Origin of the sequence: Citrobacter sp. CK206, assembly GCF_030333125.1 — a bacterium.
GTDB lineage: Bacteria > Pseudomonadota > Gammaproteobacteria > Enterobacterales > Enterobacteriaceae > Citrobacter_B > Citrobacter_B koseri.
The window spans coordinates 108,290-130,845 of sequence record NZ_JAOWGM010000021.1 but is presented as its reverse complement, the minus strand read 5'-3'; the positions used below and the strand labels follow the sequence as shown (position 1 = coordinate 130,845).

General features: G+C 53.2%; 24 protein-coding genes. 13 read left to right on the top strand and 11 right to left on the bottom strand.

What is annotated here, in order from left to right; all coding sequences use genetic code 11:
* The first annotated feature begins 33 nt into the window (after window positions 1-33).
* The 5 genes from flgA (at window position 34) to OGX81_RS03680 (ending at window position 4,082) form a co-directional block, all read left to right on the top strand.
* A complete protein-coding gene (gene flgA, locus OGX81_RS03700) occupies window positions 34-825 on the top strand; it encodes a flagellar basal body P-ring formation chaperone FlgA (RefSeq protein WP_047458630.1) in 792 nt (263 codons plus the stop codon).
* 131 nt (window positions 826-956) lie between these two features.
* Window positions 957-1,229 carry a flagellar biosynthesis anti-sigma factor FlgM gene (flgM, locus tag OGX81_RS03695; RefSeq protein WP_012133704.1) on the top strand — a complete coding sequence of 91 codons (273 nt, stop codon included), beginning with the start codon at window positions 957-959 and terminating at the stop codon, window positions 1,227-1,229.
* Between the two features lie 2 nt (window positions 1,230-1,231).
* Window positions 1,232-1,669: a flagella synthesis protein FlgN gene (locus OGX81_RS03690; RefSeq protein WP_012133706.1), complete on the top strand. Its 438-nt coding sequence runs from the start codon at window positions 1,232-1,234 to the stop codon at window positions 1,667-1,669.
* 73 nt (window positions 1,670-1,742) lie between these two features.
* On the top strand, window positions 1,743-2,990 hold the full coding sequence (locus OGX81_RS03685; RefSeq protein ID WP_172958462.1) for a class I SAM-dependent methyltransferase: 1,248 nt from the start codon (window positions 1,743-1,745) through the stop codon (window positions 2,988-2,990).
* An 18-nt stretch (window positions 2,991-3,008) separates the two neighbouring features.
* Entirely contained in the window at window positions 3,009-4,082 is a 1,074-nt protein-coding gene (locus tag OGX81_RS03680) for a glycosyltransferase family 2 protein (protein ID WP_071259984.1), read from the top strand.
* 99 nt (window positions 4,083-4,181) lie between these two features.
* On the opposite strand, the gene OGX81_RS03675 is transcribed toward OGX81_RS03680, so the two are convergent.
* The 10 genes from OGX81_RS03675 to OGX81_RS03630 all read right to left on the bottom strand — a co-directional run bounded on the left by OGX81_RS03675 (window position 4,182) and on the right by OGX81_RS03630 (window position 14,233).
* Window positions 4,182-5,069, bottom strand: a complete 888-nt coding sequence (locus OGX81_RS03675) for a glycosyltransferase family 9 protein (RefSeq protein ID WP_158661221.1) — start codon at window positions 5,067-5,069, stop codon at window positions 4,182-4,184.
* A gap of 110 nt (window positions 5,070-5,179) precedes the next feature.
* Entirely contained in the window at window positions 5,180-6,121 is a 942-nt protein-coding gene (locus OGX81_RS03670) for a hypothetical protein (protein WP_104869030.1), read from the bottom strand.
* 33 nt (window positions 6,122-6,154) lie between these two features.
* Window positions 6,155-7,588 (bottom strand): glycosyltransferase family 2 protein, encoded by a 1,434-nt coding sequence (locus OGX81_RS03665; protein ID WP_024130631.1) that lies wholly within the window; start codon window positions 7,586-7,588, stop codon window positions 6,155-6,157.
* A gap of 5 nt (window positions 7,589-7,593) precedes the next feature.
* Window positions 7,594-8,037, bottom strand: coding sequence for a flagellar export protein FliJ (gene fliJ, locus OGX81_RS03660; RefSeq protein ID WP_012133712.1), 444 nt, complete (start codon window positions 8,035-8,037; stop codon window positions 7,594-7,596).
* A gap of 6 nt (window positions 8,038-8,043) precedes the next feature.
* The gene (gene fliI / locus OGX81_RS03655) at window positions 8,044-9,363 is read right to left on the bottom strand and encodes a flagellar protein export ATPase FliI (RefSeq protein WP_012133713.1); all 1,320 of its coding nucleotides are present in this window, start codon (window positions 9,361-9,363) and stop codon (window positions 8,044-8,046) included.
* Entirely contained in the window at window positions 9,350-10,108 is a 759-nt protein-coding gene (fliH, locus tag OGX81_RS03650) for a flagellar assembly protein FliH (RefSeq protein WP_101743924.1), read from the bottom strand. The genes fliI and fliH overlap by 14 nt, the downstream gene beginning before the upstream one ends.
* 3 nt (window positions 10,109-10,111) lie before the next feature.
* Window positions 10,112-11,149 carry a flagellar motor switch protein FliG gene (locus OGX81_RS03645; protein ID WP_012133715.1) on the bottom strand — a complete coding sequence of 346 codons (1,038 nt, stop codon included), beginning with the start codon at window positions 11,147-11,149 and terminating at the stop codon, window positions 10,112-10,114.
* A complete protein-coding gene (gene fliF / locus OGX81_RS03640; protein ID WP_104869032.1) occupies window positions 11,121-12,803 on the bottom strand; it encodes a flagellar basal-body MS-ring/collar protein FliF in 1,683 nt (560 codons plus the stop codon). The genes OGX81_RS03645 and fliF overlap by 29 nt, the downstream gene beginning before the upstream one ends.
* Before the next feature lie 10 nt (window positions 12,804-12,813).
* A complete protein-coding gene (fliE, locus tag OGX81_RS03635; protein WP_104869033.1) occupies window positions 12,814-13,182 on the bottom strand; it encodes a flagellar hook-basal body complex protein FliE in 369 nt (122 codons plus the stop codon).
* Window positions 13,183-13,201: 19 nt separating this feature from the next.
* Complete coding sequence (locus tag OGX81_RS03630; protein ID WP_101743927.1) at window positions 13,202-14,233, bottom strand: sigma-54 interaction domain-containing protein; 1,032 nt, start codon at window positions 14,231-14,233, stop codon at window positions 13,202-13,204.
* 510 nt (window positions 14,234-14,743) lie between these two features.
* Here OGX81_RS03630 and OGX81_RS03625 point away from each other — a divergent pair.
* Genes OGX81_RS03625 through OGX81_RS03595 form a run of 7 tightly spaced genes read left to right on the top strand, consistent with a single transcriptional unit; the run spans window position 14,744 to window position 21,039 of the window.
* Window positions 14,744-15,628 carry a FliM/FliN family flagellar motor switch protein gene (locus tag OGX81_RS03625; protein WP_047458648.1) on the top strand — a complete coding sequence of 295 codons (885 nt, stop codon included), beginning with the start codon at window positions 14,744-14,746 and terminating at the stop codon, window positions 15,626-15,628.
* Window positions 15,621-16,019, top strand: a complete 399-nt coding sequence (gene fliN, locus OGX81_RS03620) for a flagellar motor switch protein FliN (RefSeq protein WP_012133720.1) — start codon at window positions 15,621-15,623, stop codon at window positions 16,017-16,019. The genes OGX81_RS03625 and fliN overlap by 8 nt, the downstream gene beginning before the upstream one ends.
* Window positions 16,016-16,768, top strand: a complete 753-nt coding sequence (gene fliP, locus OGX81_RS03615) for a flagellar type III secretion system pore protein FliP (RefSeq protein WP_047458650.1) — start codon at window positions 16,016-16,018, stop codon at window positions 16,766-16,768. The genes fliN and fliP overlap by 4 nt, the downstream gene beginning before the upstream one ends.
* Window positions 16,769-16,770: 2 nt before the next feature.
* Window positions 16,771-17,043 carry a flagellar biosynthesis protein FliQ gene (gene fliQ / locus OGX81_RS03610; protein WP_012133722.1) on the top strand — a complete coding sequence of 91 codons (273 nt, stop codon included), beginning with the start codon at window positions 16,771-16,773 and terminating at the stop codon, window positions 17,041-17,043.
* A gap of 6 nt (window positions 17,044-17,049) precedes the next feature.
* Window positions 17,050-17,823 (top strand): flagellar biosynthetic protein FliR, encoded by a 774-nt coding sequence (gene fliR / locus OGX81_RS03605; RefSeq protein ID WP_012133723.1) that lies wholly within the window; start codon window positions 17,050-17,052, stop codon window positions 17,821-17,823.
* On the top strand, window positions 17,823-18,956 hold the full coding sequence (flhB, locus tag OGX81_RS03600; protein ID WP_012133724.1) for a flagellar biosynthesis protein FlhB: 1,134 nt from the start codon (window positions 17,823-17,825) through the stop codon (window positions 18,954-18,956). The genes fliR and flhB overlap by 1 nt, the downstream gene beginning before the upstream one ends.
* A complete protein-coding gene (locus tag OGX81_RS03595; protein ID WP_012133725.1) occupies window positions 18,943-21,039 on the top strand; it encodes a flagellar biosynthesis protein FlhA in 2,097 nt (698 codons plus the stop codon). The genes flhB and OGX81_RS03595 overlap by 14 nt, the downstream gene beginning before the upstream one ends.
* Window positions 21,040-21,099: 60 nt before the next feature.
* Here the strand turns inward: OGX81_RS03595 and OGX81_RS03590 are convergent, their stop codons facing one another.
* The gene (locus OGX81_RS03590) at window positions 21,100-22,089 is read right to left on the bottom strand and encodes a lysozyme inhibitor LprI family protein (RefSeq protein WP_012133726.1); all 990 of its coding nucleotides are present in this window, start codon (window positions 22,087-22,089) and stop codon (window positions 21,100-21,102) included.
* A 168-nt stretch (window positions 22,090-22,257) separates the two neighbouring features.
* On the opposite strand from OGX81_RS03590, the gene OGX81_RS03585 reads away from it, so the two are divergent.
* The gene (locus OGX81_RS03585) at window positions 22,258-22,515 is read left to right on the top strand and encodes a hypothetical protein (protein WP_024130634.1); all 258 of its coding nucleotides are present in this window, start codon (window positions 22,258-22,260) and stop codon (window positions 22,513-22,515) included.
* Window positions 22,516-22,556: the final 41 nt, after the last annotated feature.

The following is a 22,556-nucleotide window of genomic DNA, read 5'->3' as shown; positions in this document are numbered from 1 at the left end:
GTATAGCAATATTCATGCCAAGGTTTTAACATCATGATTTTTAATGGCTTTATTGGTTTTATCCCTACACGGGTGAAGCGTTGCTTCCGCCCTGGAACGTTATCCTTCCTGCTGATGCTTTTTACGGCGCTGCCATCCTTCGCCGCCCCGGAAAAAGTGCAGAGCGCGCGTAAGCAGGTCACTGCCGCCGTTCAACATCACGCAGCGCAAGCCCTTCGCCAGGAGGCCGGGCGCCGCAAGTGGCCCGAGTATCAGGCGAAGATGAACCTGTTTATCCCTTCCGACGTCTCCCGGTACGCTCCCTGCCCTGACGCGCTAACCGTGTCGCTGCCCGGCGGCGAACGCATCGATCTCAACCGCCTGCGTTTTGATGTGCGCTGTGAAGGGCCGCAAGGCTGGGATGTCGCCGTCACCGTCAAACCGGATGTCTATCTTCCGGTGGTGATCGCCAAAAATTCGCTGGAGCGCGGCCAGGTGTTATCCGCCAGCGACGTATCCATCAAAAAGCTCAACATCAGCAGCACGCGCGGCAACTACCTCACCGACCCGGATGAGGCCATTGGGCTGACCGTGAAGCGCCGCATTCGTGAACTACAGCCGATCACCCTGACGCAACTGGAATCTCCGGTGCTGGTTGAACGCGGTCAGCGCGTTCTGATGATCGCCGAACAGGGAGGCGTAGAGGCCCGTACGATGGGGGAAGCCATGAAAAAGGGACGTAAAGGCGAAATGATTAAGGTGAAAAATGAGAGCAGCGAGCGGGTGGTAAGCGCAATTGTCGCGGACGCTGGCGTCGTCAAAATGGTCTACGCCAGCGGAAACTAAAAATATTCATTCGCGGTTTAAGTTTTACCGGCAACAGGCCGCTCTTTAACGGTGAGGGCATCGGAAGTCCTCCTTCCGCAGGGCAGGATTCATCCGCAACCATAACGAAAAGATGAAAAAGAGGCGAAGCGATGAAAGTAGTAGCGAATCAATACAATCTGGCAACCGCAATCAACAAGAGTAGCGCCGCAGAACAGACCCGCACTGTCGCTCAGGAAGGCACGAAAATTGAGCGCAGCGCCGCGATCGATCCGGTACTGGGCGATGCGCAAACACAACTCTCTGCGCTGCCGGAAGTGGATATGGCGCGCGTAGCTGAAATGAAAGACGCTATCAGCAGCGGTAAAATCGCGGTTAACCTCGATTCGCTGACGGATGCGATGCAGAAGTATTTCCAGAGGTAATTATGACTAACGCCGCTCAGAGCGTTAAAACACTGATACAGGACATGGCCGAAGACCGTAAGCATTACCATGTCCTGAATGATTTACTTATACAGCAGCGCGACCACATTATTGCGCGCCGCGCCGCAGAGCTTGACGTGCTGAACGCGCAAATCATGGCATGCTACCAGCACTTGTCGCAGCACAGTCAGCAACGTTATCGCCTGCTTGAGCGGTTAGGCATTAACGCCAACGCGCAGGGCATGCAAACGCTCATTGCCCGCCTGCCTGCCGCCCACCAGCCTTCCGTTTCCGCTCTCTGGCAAAGTCTCCAGCAACAGGTCGCGCAATGTCAGGCCACCAATGAATACAACGCCATGCTGATGAATATGCAGCAGGAGATTCTGACCAATCTGTTGAATATCAGCGAACCCGAAAACTGGCTGTATCAGCAGGGGTAATGCGCTGTAATTTATTGATTTGTAGCTTTGTTCCGTTTGCGTTCTATCCGTAATTTTCATCGAGGCCAATATTATGGGGCAATTACGACGCTTCAACCTTCCCCACCTGATTCGTCACTATCGTGTTACTCATGTAATTGAAACAGGTTTTGGTAAAGGTGCATCAAGTGTATATGCCTTACGCTCAGGTGCTGAAGAAGTTTATTCCTGTGAAATCTATAAACCGTTATTTGATGCCGCGCCAAAAATAGACAATCTGCATCTGTACAATGAAGACAGCCTGACATTTTTGTCCCATGAAGAAATTAAACGCACTCTTTTCATCAAGCGCGCCGTTGTTTTTCTGGATGCACACTTCCCCGGCGCGGATTTTAAATTCGAGGACTACCAGAGCAATAAATACAATGAGGAAACGCGCCTTCCTCTGCTCAATGAGTTACGCCAGCTAAAAGAATTTGCGGATAATGCGCTGATTATTATTGATGATAGCCGTATCTATCTTCGCGTTATGCATGAGGCCACCGGCTGCAAAGCGCTCCCTCCTCCCACAGAAGACGCTGAGAACGCGTTTCTGGAAGCGCTTGAGGCCTATAGCGGGACGCATATCATCAAACATTACCCCGATGACCAGGGCTACGTTGTACTTTGGCCTAAAAGCTGGCGAGAATTCGGCGTTAACACCCATATTCTGGCAGGAGACCGGACTGCGGCCCCCGTATTTCGAACGGGGATACCAGGATCAACCTGTATGTCAATTAACAGGCGATTGCTTGATGCGCGTTTCAGTACTCGCTGGCTGTCAGGAAAAGGTCTGGATATTGGCGGCGGCGATGACAGTATTGCGTTGTATCAAAGTCTGTTTCCTTTAATCCAATCAATAACCGTATTCGATCTTCAACAAGGTGACGCGCAGTATTTAGCCAGAGTACCGGATAACGAATTTGATTTCGTTTATTCAGGGCATTGCCTGGAGCATGTCATGGACCCCTACGTCGCGCTGCCTCATTGGTTAAGGGTCGTAAAACCCGGCGGTCATCTGGTTTTAACCATTCCAGACGAAGATTTATACGAGCAAGGCGTTTGGCCATCAACCTTCAACGACGATCATAAACATACTTTTACGCCCTTTAAGCATCGGAGCTGGTCGCCTGTTTCCGTCAACGTATTATCGTTATTACAAACCCTGCCAGGGAACTTCAGCATTGAGAAAATAGAGAGGCTGAATCATAGCCATTTAAAAGGTATGCCTCGATTCGATCAAACGCGGACGGCGTTTGCTGAATCCGCAATTGAGATAATCATCCAAAAGCTGAAATCATAGCAACAGGGAGAGTAGCCAATGAATCACCCTGTCGTATCGATTATTTTGCCGGTCTACAATGTCAGCGCATACCTTGAGCGCTGCCTTGATTCACTCGTTGCGCAGACCTGGCGGCATCTGGAAATTATCGCGGTTAATGACGGTTCGACAGATAACTCCCGGGATATTCTGGCGCGTTATCAGAGCCGTCTGCCGGGTATGCGTATCGTTGACCAGGAAAACAGAGGACTCGCCGAGGCCCGCAACGCCGCGTTAGCAAGCGCATCAGGTGAATATATTTATTGCCTGGACTCTGACGATCATATCGCTTCGGATGGTATCGAAACCATTGTGTGCGAAATGGAAAAGCATCACCTGGATGTCCTGTTTTTCTCCACCCATCTGGAATTTCACCTGCACCATATCAGCAACAATATGGTTTCCGGGTATTATCAACGGCCGCGTAATCTGATTAATAAAACATTTCATGCCGAAACGTTCTTTAATCACTGCATTACCGAACGCGCCCGAACAGGACACGGTTACTCCGTTGTGGTCTGGGGATATGCCTGGCGGCGAAAAACGTATGCTCATATGCGGTTTAAGACACCGTTTTTTGAGGATGAATACTTCACCACCGAATTGCTGCTCAGCGTGCCCGACGCAAAAGTAAGGTGCCTTGCCGACAGACTGTATTTCCATACCATTCGTAACGGCTCAATCACCACTTCCAGCAGCAAAGCAAAACGCGCGCTGGCTATCCTTGATACCTTCCGACTGCTGCTTCCCCGGGCCGGAAATATCAGCAATCCCCAAACCGTACAATGTTTAAACCGATATACGGGTATGCTATATCAGGATGCGATAATCCGTAATTTGCCCGAAACGCTGCCTTTATTTTCCGCACAGAAGATGATTCACTATCTGGCATCCATTTTTCATGAACTGTATGTAGACACGCCAACAGAGAATGGGCTTGTGTTGCTGCATGCCTTGATTAACCAAATTGCTCGCGACAGCAATATTATTGATGAGAGCGAATTCATCGCGCTATCAGGCAGAATTGAACTGGCGATAAAGAACAAAAGAAGAATATTAGCCGAAGGTTTTTAGTCTTCATACCACGCTATTTAGCAATACGATTGGCTATGCCGCATAGCCAATCGCTTTTACCAGATATTCCTTCAGGAACCGGCACGACAAGAAATAACGTTATTCCTGGAGCGATAAAACAAAACTGACCATTTGGGTATACAGCATCGCCGGTTCATATTGTCGCAGACAACGGAAAGGGGTTTTATGAACGCACCAGTTTGCAAATTCCTGAGTCGTCGGCACATCAAAAGGGCGTTTAAGCACGGTGGTGAAAATGACATCGTTCATCAGCAAACGCGCACATGGCCCATGACTACAGGCGAGATCAATTCCCATACAACGCCAGCCCGCTTCCCCATAACGAAACGGCAATCGGTGTTCCGCAGCCACGGTTGAATAGAGGGCTACCACAGGGATATCTGTTGCCGCCGCAAGCATGACCGGCCCTGAATCACAGGAAACCAGCATGTTCGCTCGCTGCATAAGCGCAACCGTTTCCAGCGCTGAAAAGCGGTCAATAGCATTGATAACCCCGGCCGGATACGCTTCCGCCATCGATTTTCCCGCCTCAGAGTTGTTATTGCTCCCAATGAACACAACTTGCCACCCCGTTTGCAGCCACATTTGCGCCAGCTCATGCCAGTTATTTTGCGGCCAGGTCCGGTTTGGGTGCCCAATATTAGGGTGCATTAATAACACCGGCGCGTTCTCTAATTTATGTTGCTGCCAGAACGCGTCAACGGCACTGTGGGCAGATTCTGGAATGACCAAATCGAGGTGTTTATCCGCTGCGGACGCCTCAAGCCCTGCCTGCGCGAGAAAAGCATCGATCATATGTCGCGGTCTGAGCGCATGGGCCCAATGCGTAAAGTCAAAAAGTCGCCCTTGCGCCTGCGCCCGCTGAATGCATTGATGCTGCTCCGCATTAAGAGAATCCACCGGCCAGACCTCGCTGATATGCGGGCATGCCCGCGCCAGCGCGCTAAAGTGCGGCTGGCTCAGCATAACAATGCTCGCGCCGGTTTTATTTTTGATGGCTCTGCACGCTGCCAGGAGATACAGGGTATCTCCCATTGCAGCATTAAGATGTAAATAAACAGTATCCATATGATTTATTACAACAGCGACAACCCGCACAGCAGGCTGTAGTCAGAGGTATGCGCCGCATTCGCGGAGAACGGATTCTGCTGCTGCCACCCCTTCAGCGCGTTAATCAGCAGCACGACATCATCCTGCGTCAGCGCTCCCTGTTCGCGGCGGATTGCGCACAGCATTTTGATCTGGAAGAACTGGTTGGCCAGCCCCAGTAGCGCCTCACCGTAATTGGTGCATTGAATGCCGGGGAATACATCGTTATACAGTTGATAAATCAGCGCATTACGCAGGATATGCGGCTGTTCATCAAACAGTGGAATGGTTGACCAGAGCGATTCCAGTTGCTGAAGACGATCCGCCAGCCGCGCTGGCTGCATCACCGACAGCTCGCTCATTTTCAGCGCCACGCTCATTTTTTCAGTCAGCGGCAGATTCAGATTCAGGCGTACCCGGCCCATCTCTTTCAGCGCGGCAATGCGGTTTTCAGCAATCGGAGGCAACAGCGCAAACTGCTGTGTCAGCACGCCTTGTTCTGCCAGCATCGCCAGTTGCTCTCCCATAGAGGACAGCAGGGCCGGATCGTGCTCGCCGCCGTCCAGATACTGCTGCGCCTTACTCAGCAAAACGCCGATCGCATACAGGCTGCCTTCCAGCGACAGCGCAGGATGTACCGCCAGGTTAATACATTGCTGGTTCAGGGTTTCGCTCCAGGCGGATAACTCATCTTCGCCCTGCGCCTCCCCTTGCGAGGTGTGCAGGATAAAGGCCTCCGGGTTAAGCAGCATCTCTCTGGCCGCCGCTTCACAGGTGATATCCAGACTTTCACGCTGCTGGTTTTTCAGCTTCACGCTAATACGCGGCCAGTTTTGCTGCGCATGCTGGCAAGCCGGGCACTGGCACAGGGTTTCTCGCGCATCAAAGCGTGACACAAATTCAGGTTGGTAATGTTCTATCAGTTCCATGTTTGCTCTCTCCAGGCGTATTCTGGCCTGCGGTTAGCGGTGTTTACGGAAAAACCAGTGCGTACAATCGATGATTTCGCCACTTTTAGGGTCCGGGTGATGTTGCAGGAAGGCAAAGCTTGGGCTGAATCCCAGCCACAAATCCCCCTTATTCATTAATGCCGCCCAGCAGCGATCCAGGCTTGCCGGATAGTCCATCGCCTGGCGATAGGCGTCCAGCAGGGCATCGTAATAACCCGCGTTAACGGCATACGCGCAGCCGCAGCCCGCGTTATAGATCCGCGCTACGCCCTTCAATGACTGGGTGAGCGTAAAGTTTTCATAGCGCCCGCCGAGCAGAAGCACCTGCCAGTTAAGCTGGTTCAGGCCATTCAGCAGCTTGTTGATGTCGTTAACGGCGTTCTCTTTTTTGACGAACTGCACGTCGGCATCCAGCAGCAGCACATTTTTCCAGCCTTCTTTCTGCGCCCGCTCAAGCACCTGGCAGTGCGTTGCCAGTTCCGCCCGTTCCGCCGACGCCTCCGCGTTTTTCGCTACCGGCCAGATCTGTTCGCCGCGCAGGCCAAAATCCAGTAAAGCCTCGCAGCGACGGGCCAGTTCCGCCTCTTTTGCCGGGTCGTAGAGCACCGCCACCTTTTCAAAAGCCTGCCAGTTCACCTGAACATTCAGCGGCGCATGACTCAGTCGACGGTAGTGCGCCAGCAAGTTCGCGTCATCGACAATGTCTTCCAGCGTCAGATCCACCGGCGTGGAGCTGCCCATGATGAAATCTTTGTCATAGGTATTGCTGCTGTGCGAAATACAGAGAATGGCGCGCTTCGGATCTATCTGGTGAACTGGCGTGGTAAAGCCTTTCAGGAATCCCGTCTCTTCCGCTTTTGTCGCATCGTCGTCATAACGATTTTTTTTCAACAAATTGCGGTGATACCCAAAAGTGCCGTTCAGCGCATGTCTCGGCCCGAAAGGGTGCGTGATATAGATTTTGTCCAGATGGCTGTACCAGATATAAATCTGATCGCTGCCGGAGAACAGCGCGTTGCTGGCCTGCATCTGCGCCACCTGCCAGGAAATTTTATCCGGCGGGTAATAATCGTCATCGTCAAAACACAGGATGTACTCTCCCTGCGCCATCGCATTGAGCATGTTACGTTTTTGCCCCAGTACCAGGCGCGCTTCACTGTGGACATAACGCACGTTGGGCTGCGACGGGTCCGTCATCATCTCAATCAGATCGGCATTGCTGACCGGAGAATCATCCAGAATAATCAGTTCGCGTTTGTCAGCCGGATAGTCCTGGTACTGCCAGATATACAGCAGATACGGCAGGAACTCGCGTCGGTTATACGTCGGGCAGACGACGCTAACGAACGGCGTGCTGTGAACGCGCGCCGTCTGCTGACGGTGAATCAGCGTCCCCATCAGAGAACGCGAAGACGTTTGCGGGAAACCCGGTTTGTTTCTTTTCATAGCGCTTATCGTTGACGAATCAGACGTTGTTGACGCAGCCAGCACTGGGCAGAGAGCGAATCGGTCATTTTCTGTTCCCGACGGTTGATTTCAGCCTGCCGGTCAGCGCGTTTAGCGTCGAGAACCAGCTCAATGCTTTTTTCCCGCTTCGCCTCCGCCAGCAGGTTGCCCTGAATTTTTTGCGCTTCCAGGTGCGCCAGCGCCTGCTCCTGTTTTTGCCAGTCGATAATGCGTTGAATGTTATGTTTATATTTCGACTGGTTAATCATCATGGCCGCACTGTTGGCGCTCTGGGACACCAGACCCGCAGCAAGTGACGTCAGCGTATCGATATTTTTCTCAAACCGTTGGCACAGCTGGTTTTGCGATGCCAGCTTCGTGCTTAAGTCTTCTACCGCGCGAGTGCGCAGCAGGTGAAGTTGCTCAAGCGTAGAAATCAGTTTGCTCATCGTGCATTACCCTGCCTGCGCCAGGGCGCACAGATCGCTGATTGTCGGCTCAAGCAGCGCGGCATCCTGGACTTCCTGTTGTAAGAATTGATTGATCGCGGGCGAAAGGCGTACCGCTCTGTCTGCCAGCGGATCGGCGCCTGCAACGTATCCCCCCAGCGGGATCAGCGGTTTAATACTTTGGTATTCGGCATACAGCTGTTTCAGCGTGCGGGCGGCGAGCTGGTGCTCACGCTCCGTCACCTGACTCATACAGCGGCTGATAGACTGGCCGACATCAATCGCCGGATAATGCCCGGCCTCGGCAAGGTGGCGCGAAAGCACGATATGCCCGTCAAGCACCGCGCGGGCGCAGTCCACAATCGGATCTTGCTGATCGTCCCCTTCCGCCAGCACCGTATAGATCGCGGTCATCGATCCCTCGCTTTCGCTGTTTCCGGCGCTTTCAACCAGCCGCGGGATCATCCCAAACGCCGACGGCGGATAGCCTTTGGTCGCAGGTGGTTCGCCAAGCGACAGGGCGATTTCGCGCTGCGCCATCGCGTAACGCGTGAGGGAATCCACCAGCAGCAGAACGTCTTTCCCTTTATCGCGGTAATAGCTGGCAATGGTGTGGCATAACTCGGTGGCTTTAATGCGCATCAGCGGCGATTCATCCGCTGGCGCGGCGACAATCACCGACTTCGCCAGCCCTTCAGCCTGCAAAGCATTTTCAATAAACTCTTTGACTTCACGGCCTCGCTCACCGATCAGTCCTACCACCACGACTTCCGCCCGGGTGTAACGCGTGATCATGCCGAGCAGAACGCTTTTACCGACGCCGCTGCCCGCCATCAGCCCGACGCGCTGGCCTTTACCAATAGTCAGCAAGCCGTTGATGGCGCGAACGCCAACGTCCAGCGGCGCATGAACAGGCTGACGCTTAAGCGGATGCACCTGCGGAAGCTGCTGTGCTAACAGCGTATCTCCGCCGAGCTTTCCTTTATTATCAAGAGGTTCGCCAAGACCGTTTACCACGCGTCCCAGCCACTGATCGCCGATCATAACCCCTTCAGTTTTGCCTGCGGGAAACACGCGTGCGCCAGCGATCAGGCCAGAGGGATGCTTGAAGGGCATCAGGTAGGTCACGTCACGATCAAAGCCAACCACCTGCGCATCCATCATCTCCTGATCGACGCTTTCAACGTGGCACATCTGCCCTACCGCCAGACGACAACCGACGCACTCCAGCAGAATGCCGTTGACCCTGACCAACCGCCCGGCGACGCGCGCCAGATCGATCTGCTCGATAGAGCGCAGCGCCTCTTCAAAATCAAGGCTGCTCATGCGGCGATTCCGGCAGCAAACTGTTTTTCAGTACATCTACGCACTGATCGAGACGGTGCTGACAGCCCACATCCATCTCCGTGGTATCGGTGATAACGCGGCACTCTCCCGGCTCCAGAGAAGGATCGGCAACCAGTCCCCACTCACGCGCTTTCTCCGGTTCGGCCTCGCTGATGCGCATAAATTCTTCGCTGTTCAGCTGAACACGCACCTGCTCCGGCTGATGCGGCAGGCTGGTCAACGCCTCTTCCACCAGCGCCAGCAGTTGCGTCGGGTGCAACGCCAGTTCACAGCGGATCACCTGGCGGGTCACTTTTTCCACCAGTTGCAGCAACTCTTCGCGGCGACGCTGCTCGTAACGCTCCAGGTAGTTCCGCACCTCTGCGGTCAGGCGCTCAAACGGGGCGGCGGCGTCCAGGAACTGTTGGCGCGCCTGCTGTTTACCTTCAATCAGCCCTTTGCGCATCCCTTCGTCAAAACCAAGACGAATACCTTCCTGGTAGCCCTCTTCCCGGCCTTCTTCCATCCCTTGGGCAAACCCCCGGTTCATCCCTTCCTGGAACCCCTCTTTTACCTGTAACTGGTAGTCGGCGGGGTCCAGCGTCGGTGCGGCGTCTTCATCAGCGACAACACCGGCAGGCATCCTGCGATTACGCAGGGGCGGGAAGCGGTATAAGCGCGGCTTAACCACCGCCTGGCGGCTGGCGGTCAGGGCATCCAGCGGTAAACTCCGTTTCTTGAACATGGTTTACTCCACCGTCTGCTCGGCAAACAGTTGCACCTGAATTTCACCTTCTTCAGCCAGCTGGCGCACAACCTGCATGATCTCTTTGCGCACCTGCTCTATACGGCTGATCGGCACTGGCCCCAGGCGGGTCGTGGTGCTTTGCAGCAGCGTGACCTGGCGTTTTGGCATCACGTTAAAGATGGCCTGACGCAGAACCGGCTCCGTCCCTTTCAGGGCTACCGCCCACTCTTCGATCGGGATTTCATCCATCAGACGCTGCAACGTCACCGGCGTCTGACGACTGAGAATGTAGAACTCGTACATCTCGTCTTTCAGATCTTCGACCACTTTCTCGTCGCGCTCGCGCAGTTGATCCAGCAGCTGTTGCTGATTGCTGGGGATACGGTTAACGATGTTGGCGGCATGTTTGAGGCCAATCACTTTTGAACCATGCTCGGAAAGCACCGCGACGCCGCGATCGATCAGTCTGTCCAGTTCGTCGATAACGTCACGGTTGATGTCGTCCAGACGCGCGACGCGATAGATAATTTCATCCTGCCGTTCTTGCGGCAGAACGCTTAACACGCTGGCGGCAATATCCGGTGGCAGGAAGGCGAGAAAAACGGCCTGGAGCTGGAGATGTTCCTGCTCAATCAATGCCGCCAGCTGTGGGATATCGACCCATTGCAGGCGTGCCATACGGTAGCGAATTTCATCGCCGTAGATACCGTTGATCACGCTGCGGGCAATCTCACCGCCCAACGCTTTTTCCAGAATGCTGCGCAGATACGTGCGTGAGGCGCCGTTGATCCCGCTTTGTTCGCGGTAATCAGAGAAAAAATTGTTCATTGCCAGACGCGCCTGATGCACCTTCACATCATGGAGACGCGCCATCGTTTCGCTCAACAACATAACCTCTTCGCGGTTCAGCTTCTGCATCACCTGCGCGGCGGCCTCTTCGCCTACGCTCATCAGCAGGATCGCCGCCTGCTCCAGACGGCTGCGCCCGGCTGAGGCTGAGTGGTTTTTATCATTCCGGCTTACTGTTGCTTCGGTCATTACTGTTGATCCATTGTTTCAGTACTTCTGCTACGCGCTCGGTTTCGCTCTGAGCCAACAGCTGGAGGAATTCCACTTTGGCTTCCAGGCCGGAGCTTTGCGGCGGCAGCAGATCTTCATTATTGTTGAACGCCGCTTTCGACAGGCTGGCGAACTCGTCATCGTTCATCACCACCCCATTGTCAGGCGCTTCCAGCTCTTTCTTCGTCGCCTCGCCATCAAGGGTGATCGGGTCGCGACGTCCAAAGCGCTGTACCAGCGGGCGAACGCCAAACAGCAATGTCAGCAAGGCCAGCAGCCCAATTCCGCCATTCTGTCCCCAGTACTGCATGGAAGGGTCTTGCCACCATTTCAGGTCTGGCATGACATCGTCTGCCGGGGCCGTGAAGGTCAGAACATCCAGCGTTAAGGCATCGCCGCGCGCTTTTTCGATACCCGCCGCGCTTTCCACCAGGCGCGTCATCGACGTCAGTTGTTCCGGCGTAATTTTCGCCAGCGCAGGAGCGGCCTGGTTCAGCACCACCGCGACACTCAGTTTTTCCAGCTTGTAACCCGGGTGGCGGATATGGCGAATATCACGATCAAACGCGTACTTACGCTGTTCCTGACTGCGGCTGGAAAGCGAGCGCGGATCGGTGTTATTCGCGGCGTTTGCAGCGGGCGGATTGCCCTCCGCCGGGTTGGCGGGAGCCTGCGGCGTCGGGTTGACCGGACGGTTACTCAGCGAGCCGGGAATGCCAAACGCCATTTCATTGGTGGTGTTTTCCTGGCTCAGTTGTTCATCGCTGACGCGCGGATCTTTACCCAGCCGTTCCTGAGTCTCTTCCACACGGCTTAAATCTACGGTCGGCGCAACGCTGATACGGAAGTTGCCCGGCCCCACTAACGACGTCAGCAGGCTGGTGATATTTTTCGTGGTATCCTCGCGAATGCGCTGCATGACGTCATCGCCCATGCGCTTGCTCGTCATACCGCCATCCGTGCCTTCGATGCCGTCAGACAACAAATTACCGCTCTGATCGACCACCCGCACCGCGCCAGGCTGCATACCCGGTACGCTTCCGGCCACCAGTTGAATGACAGAAGCGACCTGCTGCTCATCCAGTTTTCTGCCATAGTGCAGTTGCACCATGACCGATGCGCTGCTGGTCGGTTTATTGGTCAATACAAAGGAGCTGGACTCGTTAAGCCCAAGATGGACGCGCGCGTTTTCCACGGGGTCCAGCGCCATAATGCTCTTCGCCAGTTCCCCTTCCAGGCTGCGTTTGTAACGGACATTCTGAATAAACTGGCTGCTGCCGAGCATCTCTTCTTTGTCCATCAACTCGTAGCCATCGGGCGTCGCCGCGCTGATGCCTTTTGCCGCCAGCGCCATTCGCGCCTGCGGCAGTTTGCTTTCGCTCACCAGAATCTGGCCATTGTCCGGGTTAATGCGGTAAGCGATGTTTTCTGCCCCCAGAACGTCCACCACCTGTGACACCGGCAGATGTTCCTGCGAACCGTAGAGCGCGACATAACCCTGATTGCGGTTCCACAGCGACAGAATAATCGCGGCCGCCAGCACCACGCCGCCCACAATCGCCATGAGCTGGGGCTTATTCAGACCGGATGGCACCGACACGGAAGGGAGACGACTTTTAATCTTAGTAAGCACGGTTAAAACCTTAGAGCGGAATATTCATTACTTCGTCCAGTGCCGTGGTGAGCTTATTACGCACCTGCATCATGGCCGAAAAAGCCACGCTGGCTTTCTGACTTTCGATCATCGCACCGGCTAAGTCGTCGCTCAGCCCCATATCAATCGCTTTTTGCTTTGCGCCTGCGCTGTGTTGAATCGCATCGACGTTATCGATAGCGTTATTCAGCGCGCCCGCAAAGGAAATCGGTTCACTGACGCCAAACGCGTTGCTGGCGGGAGCAATAGTTAAAGAGGCGTCAACCGAACCGGCTGACGCTAATGAAGCGGTTTGCTGCATTCTGTCCAGCAACGCCTGGTGTGTCGTGTTGATGCCTGCGGCAGTAATCTTATCCATTCATCAATCCTTCCTGGCCTCAGGAATAACATTCAATATCAATACCCTCGTCGCGCATGGAGGCGAGACGATAACGTAGAGCGCGTGGGGTGATGCCTAAAAACTCTGCGGTTTTGGATTTGTTGCCTTTATGGCGTTTAAGCAGATCGATGATGTACTGGTATTCCGCCAGCCGTCCGTGCAGTTTGACATCGCGGATCGACGGGTTGCCCGTCTCCTGCTCGCGATAGGCAGGCATCATTTCGATAACCGGCGCTTCAGGCTGGGAAGCGCGAACGGCCAGGCCAAAGTCGGCGGCGTGAATCTCTTCGCCGTTGCACAAAATCATGCCGCGCTGAATCACATTCTCCAGTTCACGGACATTACCCGGCCAGTCGTATCTGAGCAGGACGGTACGCGCCTCATCGCTCAGACGCAGATCGCCTTTATGAAAAGCGCGGTATTTAGTGATAAAACGCTGGGCCAACGGCAGGATGTCCTGCCTGCGTTCACGCAGCGGCGTAATATGAATAGGCACGACGGAAATACGGTAGAAAAGATCCTGGCGGAAACGGCCTTCGGCAATTTCCTGCTGCAAATCTTTATTTGTAGAAGCGATCAGGCGAATATCCAACGGAATACGCTTATGGCTTCCCAGACGTTCAACTTCCTGCTCTTGCAATACGCGCAGTAATTTTGCCTGCAACGCCAACGGCATATCGCCAATCTCATCAAGCAGCAGCGTGCCGCCATTAGCTTGCTCAAATTTACCGGCGACGCTCGCAACAGCGCCGGTAAACGCGCCTTTCTCGTAACCAAATAAAATGGCTTCCAGCATACTCTCTGGAATAGCTGCACAGTTAACGCCGACATACGGGGCGTCACTGCCGCAGGCATTCTCGTGAATGTATTTGGCGATACACTCTTTCCCTGTTCCCGTTTCGCCCGTAATCAGTACTGATACATTATACTTAGCAACGCGACGCGCTAACGACATTACGCTAACGCTGGCAGGAGAAACGGCGATAAAGCCATTTCTATTACGATCTTCGCATTCAATGATAATACTCATTTAGGTGTACCAACAGAAAAAACAAAATAAGAAATATGCTGTTCAGCCATTATTCAAAGCATCTTTTAAAAACATCACAAACCCAGTTTGTTAATGGGTTTTTATAAAATGTTAATAAAAATAAACAGTTTTTTTAACTCATGAATCAGGCAACTTTCATAAAGTAAAGGCAGTATACGTAGCGAATAGGAATTGTCTTGTTTTTAATGGGTATTAAAATATTAATCTATAAAAATCAATAAATTAAAAAAGTTATTAATGAGAAAATTCCTAGAGAAATAATGGATTAATAACCCCTGGATGCTTGCAATAGCAGGGTTAAGATTGTCTAATCTACATCCTGACGTAATGTGTGAGAGTTTTCGACAGCGACGTTTCTTCTGTGTTGTTCAAGAGCGACACATAATTTTTAAAACTCAAATACCTCCAGGAAATTTTACGGTTCACGCTACACAACAACCAAAAAGTGGCGTTATTTTTCATCTAAACTTTTGGTAACCCGGAATAATCATGAACCCTGCATCACAGCGAGTCAGAATTCATCAGAGAAAGGATTTACCTTCTCTGGTAAAGCTCGACACCAGTAAACTCGGTCGGCCGTGGCACAAGTTACCCAAGTTGATGAATGACAGTTTTGACATACTTGATGCACGCCTGAGCATTTATTTTCTGAAGAAACTCCGTGTTAATGCCGCGTTGAAGTCGATGACCTTCGCAATCGACCAGCAATATAAGAATGCGCAGGTTTTTTCGACGCCTTACGGAAATGTCGCCTTTGTTATTGATCGCATCTTATTGCTGAACATCCTTCATGATTATTACGGTTTAAGTAAAGACAGCAGCCATGTTGCACCAGATGAATCGTTGCGTGTGACAAAAACAGAAGAGCGCCTGAGAAGTAAACTGGGTCAGGAACTCACGCAACTGGTGATTTGCAAAGAAACCTTTGGCGAAAATCTCGATATTAAGGTCGATTATTCAACGGTCATTAGCCACTGGTCCTGGTGCATTACCTTTACCCTCGAAGGGTACGATCACGGCTCTTTTACCATTCTGCTCGATCACCACCATGTTGATCAGATGCTGGCGATACTCCGTTCGCCAGATGCGGCCGATAGCCGCGCCGTGAAAAGCGTGCCCCTGAGCCCTGCGCAGATAGAACGGTTGTTCGACAGTCTGCCGTTAAAACTGAGCGGGCGTCTGGCCAGCCTGAACCTGACCGTCGCCCAGATTTCCGATATTAAACCCGGGGATATCATCCCCATCGCCATTAACGAACCTTTACCGGTATTTATCGGCAAAGAACAGATTTTTGAGGCTGCTATCGTTGAAGATCGTAGCAAGCTGTTTTTGTGCGATATCTATGATAAGACAACCGAGAAGCAATATGAGTGATTTGCAACACGAGCTAAGCCAGTCTCTTGATCTGGATGACCTGAACCTTAGCGATATGACGCAGGAAGACACCGTCGAAGGGAATATCCGCCTGGATTTGCAGCCTGAAACGCGCAACACCGCGATGACGGATATCCGTAAAATGGCGCTGTTTAGCCGCATTCCCGTGACGCTGACACTGGAAGTCGCTTCCGTAAATATCTCGCTTGCTGAATTAATGTCAGTCAACAGCGATTCGGTGGTCGAACTGGACAAGATGGCGGGCGAGCCGCTGGACATTAAAGTGAACGGCATTCTGTTTGGTAAAGCAGAAGTGGTGGTGCTCAACGATAAATACGGCCTGCGAATCATTGAATTCAACGCCAAAGAACTCGGTGAGCTCACGCGATGAACCGCTTGTTTAACAGAAGCGGCATCGCTCTGCTGCTCCTGGGTCTGCTTGTCGCACAACCGGCACTGGCTGCAAATGGCGACATTACCCTCTTTAGCACCGCCGCCAACGGCGCAGGTCAGGATTACAACGTTAAAATTGAGATCCTGATCCTGATGACCCTGCTCGGCTTATTGCCGATCATGGTGCTGATGATGACCTGTTTCACCCGCTTCATTATCGTTCTGGCGATTCTGCGTCAGGCGCTCGGGCTGCAACAAAGTCCACCCAATAAAATTCTTACCGGGATTGCGCTGGCGCTGACATTGCTGGTGATGCGCCCGGTCTGGACCACGATTTATACTGACGCCATTGACCCTTTTCAAAAAGATGAAATCACGCTGAAACAGGCGCTGGCGAAGGCGGAAGTGCCGCTGAAGAACTACATGCTGGCCCAGACGAACAATAAAGCGATGGCGCAAATGATGAGCATCGCCGGGATCGAGGGCGATGCGCGCGAGCAGGATCTCACGATCGTGACTCCGGCCTATCTGCTGAGCGAACTGAAAACCGCCTTCCAGATCGGCTTTATGATCTATATCCCCTTCCTGGTGATCGACCTGATTGTCGCCAGTATCCTGATGGCAATGGGGATGATGATGCTCTCGCCGCTGATCGTCTCGCTGCCCTTTAAGCTGATGCTGTTCGTCCTGTGCGATGGCTGGACATTGATCGTCGGTACGCTGGCCTCCAGCGTTCAGGGTCTTTAGCGATGATGAACATGGACACAGCAGGCGACATCATGGCGACCGGCATCCATCTGGTGCTGCTGATTTCCGCCGTCGCCATTATTCCCAGCCTGATTGTCGGGCTGTGCGTCAGTATTTTTCAGGCCACCACGCAAATTAACGAACAGACGCTGAGCTTTCTGCCGCGACTGGTCGTCACCCTGGGCGTGCTGATCTTCGCCGGTAAGTGGATGCTGACGCAACTGGTGGATTTTACGATCCAGATCTTTCACCAGGCGGCTGCGCTGGTCGGTTAAGCGGCGATGGGAATCGATATACAGGCGCTGTTCACGCCGCTGATGGCTCTGGTGCTGCCCTTTTTCCGCATCCTGGCGTTTTTGCAGTTCGCGCCCGTGCTGGACAACCGGGCTTTTTCCCGTCGCATTAAGATTGCCGCAGCGCTGGCGCTGTCGATCATTATCACCCCCATGCTGCCCAATAATGTTGTGCTCAGCGAACTGCTTTCGATGCGCACCGTCTTGCTGATCGGCGAGCAGCTCCTGTGGGGATTCCTGTTCGGCATGGCGCTCCAGCTCGTCTTTGTCACGCTGCAAACCGCCGGGCATATTCTGTCGATGAACATGGGGCTGGGGATGGCGATGATGAACGACCCGGTCAACGGCAGCTCCACTACGGTGATTTCGCAGATCATTTATGTTTTCTGCGCACTGCTCTTTTTCATCATGGATGGACACCTGCTGCTGGTCACGATTCTGTTCAAAGGCTTTAGCTACTGGCCTATTGGTCAGGCGATTAACCAGCCAACGCTGACGCTGATTGTTCAGGGACTGGGCTGGATTATGGCATCCGCGACGCTTATCGCGCTGCCAACGACGTTCGTCATGCTGATTGTGCAGGGCGGATTTGGCTTGTTAAACCGCGTTTCACCGACGCTGAACCTTTTCTCGCTGGGTTTTCCGATCAGTATGCTGTTTGGGTTGCTCTGTATCTCGATGATGGTGACTAACATTCCTGATCACTATCTCAATCTCACCAATGAAATACTGGCGAAGCTCGACGCCATAAGGGTGTCGTAATGTCCTCCAGCGGCGACAAAAGCGAAAAACCCACCCCCGGAAAACTGCGCAAAGCGCGTGAAAAAGGCGACCTCCCGCGCTCAAAAGATCTGACGATGGCGGCGGGACTGCTGGCGTCGTTTTTCACCCTCGCCGCATTTCTGCCCTATTATCAGCAGTTAATCCGTGAATCGTTTGCCGCTGTCGGTGAAATGGCGGGCAGGCTCGACGATCCCACGGCGCTGAATCAGTTTATGCTGCTGAACGTCTGGGTTGTACTGCGCTTTATCGCAACGCTGATTCCGATTCCGCTGTGCTGCATAGTGGCAAGCCTGGTGCCTGGCGGCTGGATTTTTACCCCCACAAAACTGAAGCCGGATTTTAAAAAGCTCAGCCCCATTAGCGGCATCAAGCGGATGTTTTCCGCCAGCCACTACACGGAAGTCGGCAAGATGCTGCTCAAGTGCGGCATTATTCTTACCGTGTTGTACATGATGGTGCATGACTCCATGCACGCTCTGCTGCACCTGCAACAGCTTTATCTTCGTCAGGCGATCGGACAAGGGTTTGCCATTTTTCGTCACGTCTTCAGCTACTTCATCGCCGTTATCGTCATTTTCGCCCTGCTGGATGTACCGCTCAGTAAGTTCATGTTCACCAAAAAAATGCGCATGACCAAACAGGAAGTGAAAGAAGAGTATAAAAACAATGACGGTAATCCACAGATTAAAGGACGCATCCGCCAGCTTCAGCGTCAGATGGCGATGGGGCAAATCGCACGAACCGTACCAACGGCAGACGTTATCATCACCAACCCGACGCATTACGCCGTTGCGCTGAAATATGATCCACAGCGTGCCGAAGCCCCTTACATCGTTGCTAAAGGAATCGACGATGTTGCGCTCTGGATCCGTGAAGTGGGCGCTAATCACAATATCGAGGTGGTGGAATTTCCGCCGCTGGCGCGGGCAGTTTATTACACCACCCGCGTTAACCAACAGATTCCCACGCAGCTTTTCCGCGCGATTGCCCACGTACTGACCTACGTCATGCAATTAAAATCCTGGCGCGAAGGCAACGTGGAACAAAAGCCCCGCCTGAACAGGCAAATCAACATTCCTCAAGAGGTACTGAAAGCCAATGGCGAACAGTAAATTGCGCAACGCGCTGAGCGTGCTCCGTCAGGGGCAAGTCGGCGTGCCTATTCTGCTTCTCTGCGTGCTGGCAATGGTTATTCTGCCGTTGTCGCCGCTGATGCTGGATATTCTGTTTACCTTTAATATCGTCCTGGCGGTCATCGTGCTGCTGGTATCGGTGAATATGCAGCGTCCGCTGGACTTTGCGATTTTCCCGACGCTGTTGCTGATCACGACGTTAATGCGTCTGACGCTGAACGTCGCCTCTACCCGCGTGGTGTTGCTGCACGGTCATGAAGGCGAAGGCGCGGCGGGTAAGGTCATTGAAGCCTTTGGTCAGGTGGTCATCGGCGGCGATTTCGTCGTCGGTTTCGTGGTGTTTATCATCCTGATGATCATCAACTTCGTGGTAGTCACCAAAGGGGCGGAACGTATTTCCGAGGTTTCCGCGCGCTTTACCCTGGATGCGCTGCCGGGCAAACAGATGGCTATCGACGCCGATCTGAACGCGGGTCTGATTAACCAGCAGCAGGCCCGAAACCGCCGACAGGAAGTATCGAAAGAAGCAGACTTCTACGGTGCGATGGACGGCGCGTCGAAGTTTGTTCGCGGTGACGCCATCGCCGGGATCATGGTGCTGATCATCAACGTGATCGGCGGTATCTGTATCGGTATTTTTAAATACGATCTCGATGCCAGCCACGCGTTCCGCCAGTACGTACTGCTGACCATTGGTGACGGTCTGGTCGCCCAGATCCCGTCGCTGCTGCTGGCGACTGCCGCAGCGATTATCGTGACCCGCGTCAGCGAAGGCAATGACGTCAGCGATGAGATTAAAATCCAGCTTCTCTCTCGCCCGAAGGTGCTCTATACCGCCGCTTTCGTGATGTTTATTCTCGCGATTGTGCCGGGAATGCCGCACATCGCCTTCCTGAGCTTCACCGCCCTGCTGCTGTTTGCCGCCTGGCGGCAGAGCAAAGCGGTGCAGCCCGCCCAGGAAGAGACGGATATGGAGGCCATCACCGAAGCCATCGCGCCGGATGCGACGCCAGGCGTTTCCTGGGAAAGCATTCCATTGGTGGAGCCCATTGGCCTGAATCTCGGCTATAAACTGGTCACGCTGGTGGATGAGTCGAAGGGCAGTCCGTTGTCACAACGTATACGCGGCGTTCGCCAGGTCATTTCCGAGCACTGCGGCGTACTGCTGCCGGAGATCCGCATCCGGGAAAACTTCCGCCTGAAACCGGCGCAATACGCGATTCATATCAACGGCATTCGTACCGCGCTCGGCGAAGTCCAGGCTGAAAAACTGATGGCGATTCCCGGCACTGAATTGTACGGGGAGATCAACGGCATACTGGATACCGACCCCGCTTACGGCATGGCGATTGTCTGGATCGACCCGGAACAAAAGGCGAAAGCACTGAATCTTGGTTATCAGGTGGTTGACTGCGCGAGCGTGGTGGCGACGCACGTCAACAAGGTCGCCCGCGAGCATCTGCCAGATCTGTTTAACTATGACGATATTACCCACCTGCATGCGCGCCTGGCGCTCCAGGCGCCAAAGCTGGCGGAGGATTTAAATGCCGCGTTTAACTACAGTCTGCTGCTGCGCATTTATCGCCAGTTATTGCTGGAGCAGATTTCACTGAAGGATATCGTCACCATCGCGTCCACATTGCTGGAAAGCGTCACCGTGACGAAAGATCCCGTGCTGCTGACCTCCGACGTGCGCTATGCTCTGCGCCGCGCCATCGTTCACACCATTAACGGCGATCGTCAACAACTCGCGGCCTACACCATCGACAGCCAGCTGGAGAATATGCTGCTGGGCGCGCTCAACCAGGCGCAGCAGGCCGGAAAAGTGGCGCTGGATAGCTTCCCTGTCGATCCGAACATTCTGACCCAGTTGCAAACGACAATGCCGATGATTTACGAGCAGATGAAGGCGAAAGGGCTGCCGCCGCTGCTGCTGGTAACGCCGCAGCTACGTCCGGTGATCTCCCGCTATGGCCGACTGTTCGCCAGCGGGCTGCATATTCTTTCTTATAATGAAGTGCCGGATGACGCGGATCTGAACGTCGTAGGGACGCTGGCATAACCGGCAGGAGATCGACAAAGGAGATCGCGATGACGATCTCCTTTCCCATAACGACAGGTTTTATTGATCCAGGTAACGCAGTTTCCAGCCAGCGAGCGTACGCGGCATTTTCTTGATATCGTTACCTCTGGTGCTGAAGTAGTACAACTGCATTTTTCCGGCGCTGTCGCGTTCTACCCTCGCCGCCCAGATATTGCTTTGCGTGTACATAATAATGGCCGTATGGTTGTTCGCCGCGCCACGCACCCACATAGAGACGACCGTTGCGCCGATGTTATCTATATCATCCTGATAAATGTAAACGTTGGCGGTATCCACAAACTTCTGGTAATCATCCCCCACCAGCGCGCGGAAGCGCTCATCCATTTTGGGGTCGGAGAAAATTCCCAGCGAGTACAGCGTCGCCTTCGGGCGGGGATCGTGATCCGAGCGCAGATAGCGCCCATCAATAAATGCCCCCGTCGGCATCGAAATCCGGCATCCCCAGTCCGCGTTGCTGTAGACCTGAAGCGCGCCGCTTTTACGGGGGATAAACAGCAGTTTGCAATTACTGGTATCGGCAATACGTTCAACCAGCGCCATGCCGTACAGTTTTCGGGCTTCGGCCGTAAACTCATCTTTATTCAATCCCGACCAGACGCGAATATCCGTCGTGACTGACCATTCCGCGCTCCGGCTGAACTGGATCATTCCGCCACTTAAATTGGACACACTGGTGTTCCACCACAGCCCTTCCCAGTCAAAATCCGGGGCAACGTCTGAAATAGAACTGATGCCCTGATAGTAGGCGCGCTCAATGCAGCTGTCGGAGGTACACGCCTGTAGCGACTTTTCCCATTCCTGGTACTTCTTGTGAACCTGTTGAGAAGGGTTTCTGACCAACATCGTGTGATAGATAACCGTCATTGTGCTGTCCAGCCAATGAAGATTGTCGTTGTTACAAATGGTGTTTTCTAAAGGCATAGAAGCACGCTGACAGTTAACCGCATAAGCGCTGGCAGCGGAGAATGACACAAGGAGTATCAGACAGTTAATCAGGCGACCAATCATTATGAATAATCTTTAACCAATACAGGGGCTTATTTTGGCTAAATTATGTTTTATTTGCAATAAGTCACAAGATTTTATTCACATTATGAATAATCACCTCCCTGATTTAAGTTGTTGCCGGTAAATGTCGCTTGATAACAATATGTGTTCCTCATGGATTGTTAGGTTATGAAGATAGACAGTAGTAATTACATGCTTTCGACACTCTCCTCAGGTTCGTCACAAAACGATGCCAGTCGCAAACCTCTCGGCATCACGCGTAACAGCGGGCAGGCCAGTCCACAAAGCGGCTACTGGCAATTGTCCAGCACCGCGGTATCGGCTGTAGTGAACCTAAAAAAAGGGGAAATGATGCCTTATTATCAGGGCTCGCCCGTGCAATGGCAGTTAATTCAGTATGATTTAGGTAAAGAGACGCCAGTCTGAATCATCGCTATACAGCATAATTATTATGAGCGGTAATCTGT

What these genes read in the sequence shown, in the direction of transcription:
- OGX81_RS03690 (WP_012133706.1), top strand. Translation starts at nt 1,232, where the DNA reads ATGACTAACGCCGCTCAGAGCGTTAAAACACTGATACAGGACATGGCC.
- fliN (WP_012133720.1), top strand. Translation starts at nt 15,621, where the DNA reads ATGAGTGATTTGCAACACGAGCTAAGCCAGTCTCTTGATCTGGATGAC.
- OGX81_RS03625 (WP_047458648.1), top strand. Translation starts at nt 14,744, where the DNA reads ATGAACCCTGCATCACAGCGAGTCAGAATTCATCAGAGAAAGGATTTA.
- OGX81_RS03665 (WP_024130631.1), bottom strand. Translation starts at nt 7,588, where the DNA reads ATGAAAAGAAACAAACCGGGTTTCCCGCAAACGTCTTCGCGTTCTCTG.
- OGX81_RS03645 (WP_012133715.1), bottom strand. Translation starts at nt 11,149, where the DNA reads ATGACCGAAGCAACAGTAAGCCGGAATGATAAAAACCACTCAGCCTCA.
- OGX81_RS03685 (WP_172958462.1), top strand. Translation starts at nt 1,743, where the DNA reads ATGGGGCAATTACGACGCTTCAACCTTCCCCACCTGATTCGTCACTAT.
- fliQ (WP_012133722.1), top strand. Translation starts at nt 16,771, where the DNA reads ATGATGAACATGGACACAGCAGGCGACATCATGGCGACCGGCATCCAT.
- fliJ (WP_012133712.1), bottom strand. Translation starts at nt 8,037, where the DNA reads ATGAGCAAACTGATTTCTACGCTTGAGCAACTTCACCTGCTGCGCACT.
- fliE (WP_104869033.1), bottom strand. Translation starts at nt 13,182, where the DNA reads ATGGATAAGATTACTGCCGCAGGCATCAACACGACACACCAGGCGTTG.
- OGX81_RS03590 (WP_012133726.1), bottom strand. Translation starts at nt 22,089, where the DNA reads ATGATTGGTCGCCTGATTAACTGTCTGATACTCCTTGTGTCATTCTCC.
- OGX81_RS03585 (WP_024130634.1), top strand. Translation starts at nt 22,258, where the DNA reads ATGAAGATAGACAGTAGTAATTACATGCTTTCGACACTCTCCTCAGGT.
- fliI (WP_012133713.1), bottom strand. Translation starts at nt 9,363, where the DNA reads ATGAGCAGCCTTGATTTTGAAGAGGCGCTGCGCTCTATCGAGCAGATC.
- flgM (WP_012133704.1), top strand. Translation starts at nt 957, where the DNA reads ATGAAAGTAGTAGCGAATCAATACAATCTGGCAACCGCAATCAACAAG.
- flgA (WP_047458630.1), top strand. Translation starts at nt 34, where the DNA reads ATGATTTTTAATGGCTTTATTGGTTTTATCCCTACACGGGTGAAGCGT.
- OGX81_RS03675 (WP_158661221.1), bottom strand. Translation starts at nt 5,069, where the DNA reads ATGCTGAGCCAGCCGCACTTTAGCGCGCTGGCGCGGGCATGCCCGCAT.
- fliP (WP_047458650.1), top strand. Translation starts at nt 16,016, where the DNA reads ATGAACCGCTTGTTTAACAGAAGCGGCATCGCTCTGCTGCTCCTGGGT.
- OGX81_RS03630 (WP_101743927.1), bottom strand. Translation starts at nt 14,233, where the DNA reads ATGAGTATTATCATTGAATGCGAAGATCGTAATAGAAATGGCTTTATC.
- OGX81_RS03595 (WP_012133725.1), top strand. Translation starts at nt 18,943, where the DNA reads ATGGCGAACAGTAAATTGCGCAACGCGCTGAGCGTGCTCCGTCAGGGG.
- flhB (WP_012133724.1), top strand. Translation starts at nt 17,823, where the DNA reads ATGTCCTCCAGCGGCGACAAAAGCGAAAAACCCACCCCCGGAAAACTG.
- OGX81_RS03670 (WP_104869030.1), bottom strand. Translation starts at nt 6,121, where the DNA reads ATGGAACTGATAGAACATTACCAACCTGAATTTGTGTCACGCTTTGAT.
- OGX81_RS03680 (WP_071259984.1), top strand. Translation starts at nt 3,009, where the DNA reads ATGAATCACCCTGTCGTATCGATTATTTTGCCGGTCTACAATGTCAGC.
- fliR (WP_012133723.1), top strand. Translation starts at nt 17,050, where the DNA reads ATGGGAATCGATATACAGGCGCTGTTCACGCCGCTGATGGCTCTGGTG.
- fliH (WP_101743924.1), bottom strand. Translation starts at nt 10,108, where the DNA reads ATGTTCAAGAAACGGAGTTTACCGCTGGATGCCCTGACCGCCAGCCGC.